Here is a 13,650-nt window from a genome sequence, read left to right as displayed (position 1 = left end):
TGGTTGAGCCTATTTCTTCTCTACTAAGTCATCTGATGACCATATGTTTGTTGGTGAAGTTGTAAAAAGGGGGAGTAATAGTTATGAAAGTTACTTTATTTGTTACTTGTTTAGTCGATATGTTTGAAACAAATGTCGGCAAAGCAACAGTTGAAGTGTTGGAGCGTTTAGGTTGTGAAATTGAATTTCCAGAAGCACAAGTTTGTTGTGGGCAGCCTGCTTATAATAGCGGCCATGTAGAAGCAGCAAAAGAAGCGATGAAACATATGATTGAAACTTTCGAAGATGCAGAATATATTGTTACGCCATCTGGTTCTTGTGCGACAATGTTTCATGAGTATCCGCATGTTTTCAAAGATGATCCAAAGTGGGCTAAACGTGCACAAAAAGTTGCTGATAAAACTTATGAATTTACACAGTTTATTGTAGATGTTTTAAAAGTTACAGATGTTGGTGCAAGTTTACCAGGGATAGCTACTATTCATAAATCATGTCATATGACGCGTATGCTTGGAGTAAAAGAAGCACCAGGAATTTTATTATCAAATGTAAAAGGATTAACTGTGAGAGATTTACCAAACGTGCAAAATTGTTGCGGGTTTGGGGGAACGTTTTCAGTTAAGATGACTCCAATTTCTGAGCAAATGGTAGACGAAAAAGTAGATAGTGTCATGGAAACAGGTGCAGATTATTTAATCGGTGCAGATTGTGGGTGTTTGTTAAACATTGGCGGACGTATTGAGCGTTTAGGAAAAGAAGTAAAAGTAATGCATATTGCTGAGGTACTGAATAGTCGCTCATGAAGGGGGAACATAAGCTATGTCTATGAAAATCAGTGAGAAAAAATTTAATGATCGCGTTGGTGATGGAATTCAAGATTCGTTTATGCGCGGAGCAGTATCTTCTGCACAAACGCGTTTATATACGAATCGCTTAAAAGCTGCAGATGAATTAGGAAACTGGGAAGAGTGGCGTGAACTAGGTGAACAAATTCGTCAACATACGTTAGAAAATCTGGATTATTACTTAATGCAGTTAAGTGAAAATGTATCAAAAAGAGGCGGACACGTGTACTTTGCGAAGACGAAAGAGGAAGCTGCAAAGTATATTCAAGACGTTGCCAAAAAGAAACAAGCGAAAAAAGTAGTAAAATCAAAGTCGATGGTAACAGAAGAAATTAGTATGAATCATGCGCTTGAAGAGATTGGCTGTGAAGTATTAGAGAGTGACTTAGGAGAGTATATCTTGCAAGTAGATAATGATCCACCTTCACATATTATTGCACCTGCACTTCATAAAAATAGAACGCAAATTCGCGATGTATTTAAAGAAAAGCTAGGCTATGAAAATTCTGATGACCCATATGAAATGACAAAGTTTGTTCGTAAACAACTTCGTGAGAAATTTATGGATGCAGAAATTGGTGTAACTGGTTGTAACTTTGCTGTTGCCAATACTGGATCTCTTTGTTTAGTAACGAATGAAGGTAATGCAGATCTTGTTATGTCAATTCCTAAAACACAAATTGCGGTAATGGGTATGGAACGTATGGTTCCGACAATGGAAGAATTAGATGTTTTAGTTGGTTTACTATGTCGTAGTGCAGTAGGTCAAAAATTAACAAGTTATGTAACAGTAGCAGGACCAATTCAAGAAGAGGAAGTTGATGGACCTGAAGAATTCCATTTAGTGGTTGTTGATAATGGTCGCTCTCAAATTCTTGGATCTGAATTCCGTTCCGTATTACAATGTATTCGTTGCGCTGCTTGTGTTAACGTATGTCCTGTATATCGTCACGTTGGTGGACATTCATATGGATCGATTTACTCAGGACCAATCGGTGCGGTATTAACACCGCTTCTAGGTGGATATGATGATTACAAAGAGCTTCCTTATGCATCTAGTTTATGCGGAGCATGTACAGAAGCTTGTCCAGTAAAAATTCCATTGCATGATTTATTATTAAAACATCGTCAAGTCATCGTTGAGCAAGAAGGTCGTGCACCACTTGCAGAAAAACTAGCGATGAAAATGTTTAGTATGGGTGCTTCTTCAGCTGCTTTATATAAAATGGGTTCAAAAATGGCACCAGCGGCAATGAGTCCATTTACATCTGGTAATCGTGTATCAAAAGGTGTTGGACCACTTAAAAACTGGACGGATATTCGTGAATTCCCAGCTCCAAGTAAAGAACGATTCCGTGATTGGTATAAAGATCATAAGAAAGGCGGGGATAAATAATGACAGGATTAATTCAAAACCGTGATGCCTTTCTAGATAACATTGCAAAAGAACTTGGGCGCGCACGTAAAACAGAAGGTGTAGAGCGTCCAGTATGGAAAAGTAATGTGAATATAGAAACGTTAAAAGATTATTCACAAGAAGAATTACTAGAAGTGTTTAAAAAGCAATGTACAAACATTCATACAACTGTAGTAGAAACGACAAATGACCGTTTAGGTGAAGACCTTCAAAAAGTAATCATGGAAAACGGCGGGGGACCTATTTTATTATCAGCAGATGATCGTTTTGATGCATATGGTTTAACATCTTTATTTAAAGAAGAACTTCCAAAGCGAGACGTTGAAGTAAACGTATGGGATCCAGAGAGAAAAGACGAAAATATGCGTTTAGCTGAAAAAGCGAATATTGGTATTGCATTTAGTGATTATACATTAGCCGAATCTGGTACAATTGTTGTACAAAGTCATAAAGGGCAGGGACGTTCTTTACACTTTTTACCGACTGTATATTTTGCTATTATTCCACGTGAAACACTTGTGCCTCGTATTACACAAGCAGTTCAGGATATGAACTCACGCGTAGAAAATGGGGAGACAGCGGCATCTTGTATTAACTTTATTACAGGGCCAAGTAACTCGGCTGACATTGAGATGAATCTTGTTGTCGGAGTACATGGACCATTAAAAGCAGTATATTTCATCGTATAAAAGAGGGGAAAGCAGGCCGGAAAATGGCCTGCTTTTTTAGTAGAATAAAGGATAATATGAAGTAGAAGTTCTCTCCTTTTTTTGCTATGTTTTTTGGGAAAGGAGAGGAAGGGATGTTCACTTATTTATATGCACTGTTAGCAGGGATGGTGTTTGGTTCTTTTTTTATGTTAGTTGCGGTGAGGGTTCCATTAGGTGCGTCTATTATTACCCCGCGTTCACATTGTTATTATTGCAAATATGTGCTAAGGCCAAAAGAACTAATCCCCATCATTTCATTTTATATACAAAGAGGCTGTTGTACGAATTGTAAGAGGAAAATTCCAATTATATATGTAGCATTTGAATGTATAACAGGAAGTATATTTCTTCTTACCGTGTATATGATTGGAATAGAACGAGAACTTATTATCATTTTATCCCTTTTTTCGCTACTTCTTATTATTTCAGTTACAGATTACTTATATATGTTAATTCCTGATTGTATTTTAATTTCGTTTGCGGTTTTACTCATTCTCGAAAGTGTTTTTGTACAATTAGTTACTTGGACAGATAGTATAGTTGGTAGTGGTGTTATATTCCTTTTGTTATATTGCATGCAAAAGATATATCCAGAAGGGCTTGGCGGAGGAGATATAAAACTACTTTCGTTACTTGGTTTTATAGTAGGAGTGAAGGGAGTTTTTATCGTTTTATTTTTAGCATCTTGTTTTAGTCTTTGTTTTTTCGGGATTGGTATCGGATTAAAACGTATAGAAGTACGAAAGCCAATTCCATTTGGTCCTTTTATTAGTCTTGGGGCAATGTGCTATGTATTAGCTGTTTATTCAAATTAGAGAGGGAATCGAAAATGAACGTATATATGGATGATCAAAGAAGTTGCCCGTTCGGGTATGTGTCCGCAACTACAGTAGAATGTGCCTTGCAAATGGTTCGGGATTATGATGTGAATATTCTTTCTCTTGATTATAATATGGGCTGGGGAGCAAAAAATGGACTAGATTTTGTAGAAGCTTTTTGTACAGAGGGATTATATGTAAATGAAATTCACCTTCATACGAATGATGTCATCGGTATGCACAAGATGAAACAGAGAATGGATAAGGGAAAGGAAGAAGGAGAAATTAATCCTCACCTTGTTGTTAAATACGTGGGAAGCTAAAAACTCCAAAGTAAAACTTTGGAGTTTTTAGTGTTTCATATGTGCTTGTAAAGGAATAATCTCTTCTTGTTGAGCTACTGCGATTTCAGTTTCTTCCTGTTGAACTTCAGGTGTTTTCTTTGTTAAGTAGTGGTATACCATACCGACAAATACTGATCCGCCAATAATGTTACCGATTGTAACAGGAATTAAGTTATGAATAGCACCTGAAAAAGAAATTGTCTCAGGATGCGGTGAAACTAAAGATAAAGCAAAGAGTGATAAGTTTGCAATACTATGTTCGTAACCAGATAAGAAGAATGTGAAAACAAGTAGCATCATGACTATTATTTTTGCTGTGTCACCTTTAACCTGAGAAGGTAAGAAACAAGCAAGACATACGAGCCAGTTACATAAAATGGCTTTAAAGAATAACTGCATTGTAGGTGTGTTCATCTTTCCTTCAACGACTTTATTCATTAAGTGACCGTGATCAATTGCTTCAAAAATTCCAGTTGCGTAAAATAGTAAGGCAAAGAATAACGCGCCGGCTAAGTTACCTGCATAACAAGCAACCCAGTTACGTAGTGTATCAGAAATCGTTGTTTCTTTTCTTAAAGTTGCTACAGTAAAGTACATTGTGTTCCCAGTAAACAATTCAGCACCGCCATATATAATAAGTACGAGAGCAATCCCGAAAAACATAGAAGCAGCTAAATAAGTTGCTGGTGAATCTGCAATGTGAAAAAAGTTACCTAATTTAAAACATAGTACAATAATAAAACCGATATAAATACCCGCAAGTGCAGCACGAATGAAATATTGCATTGGGTTTGTATCTAGTATTTTCTTTTTGCTTTTAGCCAGTTTGACAACATAATCTAGTCCTTGTTCTAGCATGAGTAATACGCTCCTTTAGTAAATCTTCTATAAATACTCCTTATATGAATAAAGTACATGGAATTGTTCTCACTTTCAATAAGTTTGTGCAATGTTTCACAAAAAGGACATACATACATTAAGAAAACGTTTACAAAAGGTAGTATAATGGAATTTTTTCTGGACATTGAGAGGAAGAAAGAAAAAAGAAAAAGCGCTGTAATTACAGCGCTTTTTCGTCTAAATTCTTTTCTACTTTTACTTCTACTTCTTTTGAGAAGAACCAACCACCAACTGCGATTCCGACTAATACAATCCAGAATGTAAGCTTCCACGGAGTGGATTCTGGGAATGAATGTGGAATTACATTTAATGCAGGGTGTGCTAATGTATAAACTGCTAGCTTCACACCAACCCAACCTACAATTAAGAATGCTGCGGTTTCAAGTCCTGGTTTACGTTTTAAGATTTGTACGAAAGCAGTTGCTGCAAATCGCATAATGATTAATCCGATAAGTCCACCTACAAAGATAACAGCGAATTGCCCAGTATCAAGACTACCAATTGTACCTAATCCTGTTTTTGGTAAAGTCATTGCTAGTGCAACAGCAGCTAAAATTGAATCAACTGCGAAGGCGATATCAGCAACCTCAACTTTAAATACAGTCCACCAAAAGTTCTCTTGTTTTTTCTTTGCTTCTTTTTCTTCTGTTTCTTCATCTGTATTCTTTTTAACATATGTTTTAAATAAGTGATTACCAGCGATAAACATAAGGTAGATGGCACCGATTGCTTGCACTTGCCATACATCGACTAAGAACGAAATCATAAATAACGATCCAAATCGGAAAACAAATGCCCCCGCTAATCCATAAAATAGTGCTTTCTTTCGTTTTTCTTCTGGTAAATGTTTTACCATAATTGCAAGAACAAGAGCGTTATCAGCCGCTAAAATCCCTTCAAGTGCAATTAGGATGAGTAATACCCAACCATACTCCAATAATAATGATACATCCATGTACATTCTCCTCTCATTTCTATAAGTTCTAAATAAGTGAAGAATTTCCCCACTATTTAGTTTCCCCATACTCCTGCCTATTAACTTTGGAAAAATCTGGAAGTGAATGCAAAAAAGACCTCTGCCGTTAATAGGCAAAGGTCTTGCTAGACATATGTAATAAAAAATGCCAACAAAGCCGGAAGAACTAAGTTCTACGTAATGACGACTTTGTTTCCAAGAAATATTCTTGGACGCTACTCCCCTTTGGAGATATGTTATTGTATTCTCATTATATGGATAATTTATACGGTTGTCAACCTGTTAAAATATCTTCATTCGGATATTTTATTTTCAGGTTCTTTTTACGAGCAAATGAAAAAGCCAATGTTAAAGGACCCATTTTCCCGAAAAACATCATAAAGATAATAATAGCTTTTCCGATTATAGTTAAGTGGGGTGTTAAATTCATACTGAGGCCAACAGTCCCAAATGCTGAAAATACTTCGAAAGCACTCATCAATAGAGGAACTCGCTCAGTAATACTCAAAATTAAAATAGCAAAAAAGATAAATGAAATGGAAATAATAGTAATGGTTAATGATTTGACAATGAGAGTATCTTTAATGGATTTTTTAAATACGACAATATCCTCTTGTTCTTGTAAAAATTTAAATACGCCAAAAAATATGATTAAAAATGTTGTTAACTTAATCCCACCACCAGTTGAAGCGCTACCAGCACCAATAAACATAAGGAGCATCATTAATAGGAGAGAAGGTTTTGACAATGTAGAAATATCAACAGTATTAAACCCGGCAGTTCGCGTTGAAATTGCTTGAAAATAAGAGGCCAATCCTTCTTCAAATGGGGTAAAACCTCTCATAGAAAGGGAGTTATGGAACTCGAATATAAAAATAAAAAGGGTAGCAATAATGTTGACGATTAGAGTAGAAGAGAGCATAAGTTTTGAATGTAGTGTAAGGTTTTTAAAGTTTTTCTTTCTTTTTATGTCTACGATTACTGTAAAACCAATTCCACCTAAGATGATGAGAGAGGAAATGACGAGATTGACAAGAATGCTATGAGAATGGGACATTAAATTATCGCTCCACACAGAAAAGCCAGCATTGTTAAAGGCTGAGATTGAATGGAAAAAACTATAATAGATCCCTTTCATAACCCCATATTTTGGTACCCATTCAAAAGAAAGAATTATAGTAGCGATACATTCGACTGTAAAAGAGAATAAAAATAATGCTTTGGCAAGACGGATGATGCCGCCGATATTCGTTTGATTTAATGCTTGTTGCAGTAAAATTCGATTTTGAAGACCGATTTTTCTTCCGAGCATAATCGCAATTAAGACAGCAAAGCTCATAATGCCAAGCCCGCCAACTTGTATAAGCGTTAAAATGACACATTGTCCAAACAAAGTAAATACTTTTCCAGTATCTACAACACCAAGTCCAGTAACAGTACAAGCGGAAACGGTTGTAAATAAGGCATCGAGCCATGAAATGGAAGTTGTCGTAGCAATGGGTAGTTTTAATAAACATGTGCCGACAACTGATAATACAAGAAAAGACAAAGTAAGAACGCGGGGAGGGCTCATGCTAATATTAATCCGTTTCATTTTACAGATCGCTCCTTTCGTTTTGATTAGTATGTGAAAAAGCACCATTATGTATGTTGAAAATAGAAAGAGGCAGAGAATATCTGCCTCTAAGCCATATGTTATATTATTATCCACGTAATTGTTGTTGAGCTAAAGCAACAAGACGTTTTGTTACTTCACCGCCAACTGAACCGTTAGAACGAGATGCTGTATTAGATCCTAAGCTTACACCAAATTCTTGTGCAATTTCATATTTAAATTGTTCAAGTGCTTGTTCTGCACCTGGAACTAATAATTTGTTTGTTTTTACCATGTTGATACACATCCTTATGAGTAGTCCAGTTCAGCTAAGTTCTTATCTAAACTGGTAACGTTATTTTATGTGGAAACGACGTACTCATACGCGGAAGTAATCGGTGCGATTAGAAGTTCTTGGATAGAAAAAAGAGTAGCAAATTTGCTACTCTTTTTTTAGTATTGTCGCTGTTCCTTCCACGACAATATCATCTGATTGATTATATATGTTTGTTTGAAGCGTAATGATTTTTTTATCATCACGCTTCTTAATAACCTCTGCCACAACGCGAAGTGTATCACCGATTTTGACAGGGGCACGGAATGAAACATTTTGGGATAAATAAATCGTATTTTTGCCTGGGAGTTTCGTTCCAAGGATGGTAGAAATAAAACTCGAAACGAGCATACCGTGAGCAATACGTTCTTTAAACATTGTCGTTTTTGCAAAAGAATCTAAAATGTGAATAGGATTCACATCCCCAGTCAATTTTGCAAAATTGATAACATCTTCATCTGTAATTGTTTTTGTAAGGGATGCTTGATCACCGACTTGAATCTCATCATAGCGAAGCTCCGGAACAGTTTGTGCTTCTTGAAATGGATTCATTTTGTCCTCCTTCTTTTCCATATCGAAAAATGTTAGCCATCTTGATGTAGTAGGAGGAAGAAAGAGTTTTGTTTGTGCTGCGGTTAGCTCCCACATTTTTCTTACTTGATGGAAGTAAATAGATTTTTTGAGTTTTCCTCGAACTTTTTTGCGAGTTCCAACTGTTTTGACTTGAACTCTTCCAAAAAACCCTCTAACTGTTTTTGAGCCTCTTCACGTTGTAATTGTTGTTGCTCAATAAATTGTTTTGTTGTTTCTTCAAATTGGCCGCTTGTTTGGGTAAGAATTGACAATGATGTTTTTGTAGGAGAAACAGTAAGCTGATGCATATGAGCAGAAAGTTCCTTCCATTTGTCCTGCCACTCGTTAATTTGATCATTTAAGGAGTTTCCAGTTAATTGTTTCACGTAATCTGTATATTGGTTATTGAACTGAGCAGTGAGTTGTTGTAGTTCTTTTTCTAGTTCATCTACTCCTGATGTTAATTTATGCAAAGCGTCTTGTTGTTGTTTTAATGTTTCTAAAGTAAGTTGCTCTAATTGCTTCCCAGCTGAAGAGAAAAGGGAAAGTGATTGAGACCAGTTTTTCCAAAATGCATCGACTAATTCGTATGGTTTAGTTTCCATTGTTTGACCCCCAAATGTTTTTTTGCATATTGTGAACGCAGATTACTCTGCTGTACCACCAGGTGAAGATGAAGAATCCTTTTCATCCTTTTCTGGAGAAGTAGAAAATGGAAAGAATGCATTGGTGTATAACGTGAAAAACGTTCGCAACATATTTTGATAATGTTCAAAAGAAGTCGCACATGTTGTTAAATATTGCTCTCCATATTCAGTTAAAGAATAAATTCTTTTTGCCGGCCCTCCATCGCTTGTATCCCAAGTAGAAGAAATAAGGTTTTCTTTTTCTAATTTGCGTAGTGTTCTATAAACATTACCTTGGTCAACAGAAGAAAAGCCGATATCCATTAGCATTTGAATAAGTTTGTAACCATGAAGACTCCAGTCTTTTAGACAGAGAAGTAAGAAGGGAACTAAGAAGTTTTTTGGCATGGAGTTTGGTTGTTTCGCTTGGTTGCTCTCCAAACTTTCGCGTTGTTCTGGTTCATTTTGTAGCATGATTGTGCATCACCTCATGAATCAGTTAGATGGAATTTTTTGCTTATAAGTGCAATTTACACCTATCTGTTTTTAAAGTCAACACATTTGTTAGAAAATAGAAAAAAATAAAATATAGACTTGAAGTTTTATTCAGAATATTAGAAAATAGTGAATAGGTTGAATTGTTTCAAAAACGAAAAAGGGAGTGTAGGTAAAGTGATTGATCAAAAATTCGATCCACTACAAGCATGGAAAAATGCTTATGAACAAACCGAAACATTTTGGGGAAAAGCGCTCAATGAAACAATTAAAACAGAAGAATATTCTGCTTGGATGGGCAGCGTTCTAGATTTGAATTTGTTTTATCAAAAAGCATTAAATGATACGACAAAAAACTATTTAGAACAAGTAAATGTGCCGACGAAAGAGGATATCGCAAGAGTGGCTACGCTTGTTATTAACTTAGAAAATAAAGTAGATAACATTGAGGAGTTTCTAGAGGAGAAAGTAGATTCTTTAGGGCAAGCTCCTACATTAAAGCGTGATGTAACGAAAGTAAAACAAGATATTCGTACGCTTGAAACAAAAATAGATCAAATTTTAGAATTGCTAGAAAAGCAAAATGCAGTACTAGCTAAACTACAAGTACCTGTAAAAGAAGAGGTAAAGCCTGCGAATAAACCAGAAAATAAAAAATGATAAAAGCGCTTGTTTATAACAGATAAAAGAGAGAGGGAGAATCTCTTTTCACGTATAAACAGCGAAACATAATTATATATGGACTCTATAGTATGAGTACCAAAATGATTCATAACAATCGTTCACAAATTCATTTAAGGGGGAAAAGAAATGGTTCAATTAAATGGAAAAGTAGCAATCGTAACAGGTGGAGCAAAAGGAATTGGAAAAGCAATTACAGTAGCATTAGCACAAGAGGGAGCGAAAGTAGTTATTAACTATAATAGCAGTAAAGAAGCAGCTGAAAATTTAGTAAATGAATTAGGAAAAGACGGACATGACGTTTATGCAGTGCAAGCGGATGTTTCTAAAGTAGAAGATGCAAACCGACTTGTAGAAGAAACTGTGAATCATTTTGGTAAAGTTGATATTCTTGTTAATAATGCTGGTATTACAAGAGACCGTACATTCAAAAAGTTAAATCGTGAAGATTGGGAGCGCGTAATTGACGTGAATTTAAGCAGCGTATTTAATACGACAAGTGCGGTTCTTCCATACATAACGGAAGCAGAAGAAGGAAGAATTATTAGCATTTCTTCTATTATTGGTCAAGCAGGTGGATTTGGCCAAACAAACTACTCAGCAGCAAAAGCGGGTATGTTAGGATTTACAAAATCATTAGCGTTAGAACTTGCAAAAACAAATGTCACTGTAAATGCTATTTGCCCAGGATTTATTGATACTGAAATGGTAGCAGAAGTACCAGAAGAAGTACGTCAAAAAATCGTTGCAAAAATCCCGAAAAAACGTTTTGGTCAAGCTGATGAAATTGCAAAAGGTGTAGTATACCTATGCCGTGACGGTGCGTATATCACAGGTCAACAATTAAACATTAACGGCGGATTATATATGTAATGAAGTAAGAAAAAAGTGCATATCCATAGCAGGAATGCACTTCTTTTTTTTTAAGAAGGAAATCGACCAAAAAGGAGATAGAAAAATGACTACATTCGCAACAGAATGGGAAAAGCAATTAGAGCTATACCCAGAAGAGTACCGAAAAGCATACCGCCGAGTGAAAAGGGCGAGTGAAATTTTATTACGTGAACCAGAGCCGCAAGTCGGATTAACGCCGAAAGAGGTTATTTGGACGAAGAATAAGACGAAGCTTTATCGCTACATTCCAAAACAAGAAAAAACACAAAGAGTTCCAATTCTGTTAATATATGCTCTTATTAATAAACCATATATTATGGATTTAACTCCTGGAAATAGTTTAGTGGAATATCTAGTGGATCGTGGTTTTGATGTATATATGCTTGATTGGGGCACATTTGGTTTAGAAGATAGTCATTTGAAATTTGATGATTTCGTGTTTGATTATATTGCAAAAGCAGTAAAAAAAGTAATGCGAACTGCAAAATCGGACGAGATTTCTTTACTTGGTTATTGCATGGGTGGAACGCTAACTTCTATTTATGCAGCGCTTCATCCGCACATGCCAATTCGTAATTTAATTTTCATGACAAGTCCTTTTGATTTCTCTGAAACAGGATTGTATGGTCCTTTATTAGATGAGAAATACTTCAATTTAGATAAAGCGGTTGATACATTTGGAAATATTCCGCCAGAAATGATTGATTTCGGAAACAAAATGTTAAAGCCAATTACGAACTTTGTTGGTCCATATGTTGCTCTAGTAGATCGTTCAGAGAATGAACGCTTCGTCGAAAGCTGGAGATTGGTTCAAAAGTGGGTTGGTGATGGTATTCCGTTCCCAGGTGAATCATACAGACAGTGGATTCGTGATTTTTATCAAAATAATAAATTGGTTAAGGGTGAACTCGTTATTCGCGGACAAAAGGTAGATCTTGCAAATATTAAGGCGAATGTCTTAAATATTTCCGGGAAACGTGATCATATCGCTTTGCCATGTCAAGTAGAAGCATTACTAGACCATATTTCTAGCACAGATAAACAATATGTATGTTTACCAACAGGGCATATGTCTATCGTTTACGGTGGAACAGCTGTAAAACAAACATATCCGACGATTGGAAATTGGCTTGAAGAGCGTTCTAATTAAAAATAAAAAATCCAACTAGCCTATGTTAGTTGGATTTTTTTATGAAAAATAACAAAACATAGAAAGGAGAAATTTATATTTTAGGAGTATAATTATGAAACTTATGACAGGTAAGTTGTTTTGGAATACAGGAGTTTCAGTACCTTGTTATCCACCGTTAGGAAGTGATATGATATGTGATGTGCTTGTAGTCGGAAGTGGCGAAGCAGGTGCCCATATAGCGTATTCTTTAGCGAAAATAGGTATGAGTGTAATGCTTATTGAAAAAAGAGAAATTGCATGTGGTAGTACATTTGCAAATGTAGGTGTATTACAGTTTCTTCATGATAAATCGTTAACCTCACTTATCCATACATTTGGTGAAGAAAAAGGGGTACGAGCATATAAACTGTGTTACGAAGCGTTACGGACAATGGAGAAAGTGGTACCTACTCTCGATATTGATCCCTATTTTATTCCGAGAAGTAGTTTATATTATGCAAGTAAAAGTGAGGATGTCTCATTTTTACAAGAGGAGTACAATACGTTACAGAATTATGGATTTCCTGTTGAGTATTTTACAGAATCTGATATTAAGAAACGTTATCCTTTCATAAAACAAGCGGCATTATATACACACGGTGATGCCGAGGTGAATCCGTATTTATTAGCGCACAGTCTTTTGCATAAAGCAAATCAAATGGGAGCTAATATATATGAACATACAGAGGCAATACATATAAAAAAACGTAAAAATGATTTAATTTGTTACACGAAAATAGGAAATCAAATTGTAGCAAAGAATATTATTATGGCGACAGGTTATGAAGCGCTTTTTGGAAAGAAAGAAAGAAAAAATACAACAGTAGACACCTCTTATGCAATTGTAACAAATGAAATAGATCAGTTTGAAGGCTGGCATGAGCGATCGTTAATTTGGGAAACGGCACGGCCCTACTTATATTTTCGAACGTATCGAAGCCGCATTATAGTAGGCGGATTAGATGAAGCGCTGCAAATTCAAACAATTGGTGATACGAAATTATTGCATAAGCGTGATATCCTTATTAATATTGTAAAAGAGATGTTCCCGCAGTATAAAAATATACAGGCAGACTACTATTGGGCAGCCGCATTTGGTGGTACTCATGATGGTCTCCCCATTTTAAAAGAAGACGAAAAGATACATAATTTGTTTTACGCATTGCCGTATGGAGGTAATGGAACTGTATATGGAATGGTCTTTGCCAAATTATTTGAGCAGTTATTTACAAATAAAGAAAGTAAAGATTTTTCTTTATTTAATCGATAGAA

The 13,650-nt window shown here is 35.7% G+C and carries 16 protein-coding genes; 9 read left to right on the top strand and 7 right to left on the bottom strand.

The window, feature by feature from the left end:
• Positions 1–83 precede the first annotated feature (83 nt).
• From ACTFR3_RS13270 to ACTFR3_RS13250, 5 genes are all read left to right on the top strand, one after another.
• Positions 84–803: a (Fe-S)-binding protein gene (locus tag ACTFR3_RS13270; protein ID WP_000869148.1), complete on the top strand. Its 720-nt coding sequence runs from the start codon at positions 84–86 to the stop codon at positions 801–803.
• 16 nt (positions 804–819) lie between these two features.
• Positions 820–2,241, top strand: coding sequence for a LutB/LldF family L-lactate oxidation iron-sulfur protein (locus tag ACTFR3_RS13265; RefSeq protein ID WP_000061930.1), 1,422 nt, complete (start codon positions 820–822; stop codon positions 2,239–2,241).
• On the top strand, positions 2,241–2,951 hold the full coding sequence (locus tag ACTFR3_RS13260; RefSeq protein WP_000147187.1) for a LutC/YkgG family protein: 711 nt from the start codon (positions 2,241–2,243) through the stop codon (positions 2,949–2,951). The genes ACTFR3_RS13265 and ACTFR3_RS13260 overlap by 1 nt, the downstream gene beginning before the upstream one ends.
• A gap of 113 nt (positions 2,952–3,064) precedes the next feature.
• Entirely contained in the window at positions 3,065–3,787 is a 723-nt protein-coding gene (locus ACTFR3_RS13255) for a prepilin peptidase (RefSeq protein WP_000495726.1), read from the top strand.
• A 14-nt stretch (positions 3,788–3,801) separates the two neighbouring features.
• The gene (locus ACTFR3_RS13250) at positions 3,802–4,113 is read left to right on the top strand and encodes a cyclic-phosphate processing receiver domain-containing protein (protein WP_001103770.1); all 312 of its coding nucleotides are present in this window, start codon (positions 3,802–3,804) and stop codon (positions 4,111–4,113) included.
• A gap of 27 nt (positions 4,114–4,140) precedes the next feature.
• On the opposite strand, the gene ACTFR3_RS13245 is transcribed toward ACTFR3_RS13250, so the two are convergent.
• From ACTFR3_RS13245 to phaQ, 7 genes are all read right to left on the bottom strand, one after another.
• Positions 4,141–4,992: a formate/nitrite transporter family protein gene (locus tag ACTFR3_RS13245; RefSeq protein WP_000893025.1), complete on the bottom strand. Its 852-nt coding sequence runs from the start codon at positions 4,990–4,992 to the stop codon at positions 4,141–4,143.
• A 202-nt stretch (positions 4,993–5,194) separates the two neighbouring features.
• Positions 5,195–5,989, bottom strand: a complete 795-nt coding sequence (locus ACTFR3_RS13240; RefSeq protein ID WP_000383314.1) for a TerC family protein — start codon at positions 5,987–5,989, stop codon at positions 5,195–5,197.
• Positions 5,990–6,284: 295 nt separating this feature from the next.
• Complete coding sequence (locus tag ACTFR3_RS13235) at positions 6,285–7,604, bottom strand: TrkH family potassium uptake protein (RefSeq protein WP_000822360.1); 1,320 nt, start codon at positions 7,602–7,604, stop codon at positions 6,285–6,287.
• Between the two features lie 109 nt (positions 7,605–7,713).
• Entirely contained in the window at positions 7,714–7,899 is a 186-nt protein-coding gene (locus tag ACTFR3_RS13230; RefSeq protein WP_000241212.1) for an alpha/beta-type small acid-soluble spore protein, read from the bottom strand.
• A 147-nt stretch (positions 7,900–8,046) separates the two neighbouring features.
• Positions 8,047–8,490, bottom strand: a complete 444-nt coding sequence (locus tag ACTFR3_RS13225; protein WP_001067916.1) for a MaoC family dehydratase — start codon at positions 8,488–8,490, stop codon at positions 8,047–8,049.
• A 101-nt stretch (positions 8,491–8,591) separates the two neighbouring features.
• Complete coding sequence (phaP, locus tag ACTFR3_RS13220; protein ID WP_000448594.1) at positions 8,592–9,116, bottom strand: polyhydroxyalkanoic acid inclusion protein PhaP; 525 nt, start codon at positions 9,114–9,116, stop codon at positions 8,592–8,594.
• Between the two features lie 42 nt (positions 9,117–9,158).
• A complete protein-coding gene (phaQ, locus tag ACTFR3_RS13215) occupies positions 9,159–9,611 on the bottom strand; it encodes a poly-beta-hydroxybutyrate-responsive repressor (protein WP_000939955.1) in 453 nt (150 codons plus the stop codon).
• A 198-nt stretch (positions 9,612–9,809) separates the two neighbouring features.
• Between phaQ and phaR the strand changes: the two genes are divergently transcribed.
• The 4 genes from phaR (at position 9,810) to ACTFR3_RS13195 (ending at position 13,648) form a co-directional block, all read left to right on the top strand.
• A complete protein-coding gene (gene phaR, locus ACTFR3_RS13210; RefSeq protein ID WP_440044468.1) occupies positions 9,810–10,292 on the top strand; it encodes a polyhydroxyalkanoic acid synthase subunit PhaR in 483 nt (160 codons plus the stop codon).
• Positions 10,293–10,442: 150 nt separating this feature from the next.
• Entirely contained in the window at positions 10,443–11,186 is a 744-nt protein-coding gene (locus ACTFR3_RS13205; protein ID WP_000250409.1) for an acetoacetyl-CoA reductase, read from the top strand.
• Between the two features lie 85 nt (positions 11,187–11,271).
• A complete protein-coding gene (phaC, locus tag ACTFR3_RS13200) occupies positions 11,272–12,357 on the top strand; it encodes a class III poly(R)-hydroxyalkanoic acid synthase subunit PhaC (protein ID WP_000206336.1) in 1,086 nt (361 codons plus the stop codon).
• Positions 12,358–12,451: 94 nt separating this feature from the next.
• Positions 12,452–13,648: an NAD(P)/FAD-dependent oxidoreductase gene (locus ACTFR3_RS13195; protein WP_000772577.1), complete on the top strand. Its 1,197-nt coding sequence runs from the start codon at positions 12,452–12,454 to the stop codon at positions 13,646–13,648.
• The last annotated feature ends 2 nt before the right edge of the window (positions 13,649–13,650 follow it).

Origin of the sequence: Bacillus cereus group sp. MYBK14-1, assembly GCF_051916885.1 — a bacterium.
Taxonomy (GTDB): Bacteria; Bacillota; Bacilli; order Bacillales; family Bacillaceae_G; genus Bacillus_A; species Bacillus_A cereus.
The sequence above is the reverse complement of the archived record's forward strand: the minus strand, read 5'-3'. Positions and strand labels throughout refer to the sequence as shown.

Excerpts from the sequence above, each read along its gene's own strand:
- ACTFR3_RS13270 (WP_000869148.1), top strand. The coding sequence starts at position 84 with ATGAAAGTTACTTTATTTGTTACTTGTTTAGTCGATATGTTTGAAACA.
- ACTFR3_RS13265 (WP_000061930.1), top strand. The coding sequence starts at position 820 with ATGTCTATGAAAATCAGTGAGAAAAAATTTAATGATCGCGTTGGTGAT.
- ACTFR3_RS13260 (WP_000147187.1), top strand. The coding sequence starts at position 2,241 with ATGACAGGATTAATTCAAAACCGTGATGCCTTTCTAGATAACATTGCA.
- ACTFR3_RS13255 (WP_000495726.1), top strand. The coding sequence starts at position 3,065 with ATGTTCACTTATTTATATGCACTGTTAGCAGGGATGGTGTTTGGTTCT.
- ACTFR3_RS13250 (WP_001103770.1), top strand. The coding sequence starts at position 3,802 with ATGAACGTATATATGGATGATCAAAGAAGTTGCCCGTTCGGGTATGTG.
- ACTFR3_RS13245 (WP_000893025.1), bottom strand. The coding sequence starts at position 4,992 with ATGCTAGAACAAGGACTAGATTATGTTGTCAAACTGGCTAAAAGCAAA.
- ACTFR3_RS13240 (WP_000383314.1), bottom strand. The coding sequence starts at position 5,989 with ATGGATGTATCATTATTATTGGAGTATGGTTGGGTATTACTCATCCTA.
- ACTFR3_RS13235 (WP_000822360.1), bottom strand. The coding sequence starts at position 7,604 with ATGAAACGGATTAATATTAGCATGAGCCCTCCCCGCGTTCTTACTTTG.
- ACTFR3_RS13230 (WP_000241212.1), bottom strand. The coding sequence starts at position 7,899 with ATGGTAAAAACAAACAAATTATTAGTTCCAGGTGCAGAACAAGCACTT.
- ACTFR3_RS13225 (WP_001067916.1), bottom strand. The coding sequence starts at position 8,490 with ATGAATCCATTTCAAGAAGCACAAACTGTTCCGGAGCTTCGCTATGAT.
- phaP (WP_000448594.1), bottom strand. The coding sequence starts at position 9,116 with ATGGAAACTAAACCATACGAATTAGTCGATGCATTTTGGAAAAACTGG.
- phaQ (WP_000939955.1), bottom strand. The coding sequence starts at position 9,611 with ATGCTACAAAATGAACCAGAACAACGCGAAAGTTTGGAGAGCAACCAA.
- ACTFR3_RS13205 (WP_000250409.1), top strand. The coding sequence starts at position 10,443 with ATGGTTCAATTAAATGGAAAAGTAGCAATCGTAACAGGTGGAGCAAAA.
- phaC (WP_000206336.1), top strand. The coding sequence starts at position 11,272 with ATGACTACATTCGCAACAGAATGGGAAAAGCAATTAGAGCTATACCCA.
- ACTFR3_RS13195 (WP_000772577.1), top strand. The coding sequence starts at position 12,452 with ATGAAACTTATGACAGGTAAGTTGTTTTGGAATACAGGAGTTTCAGTA.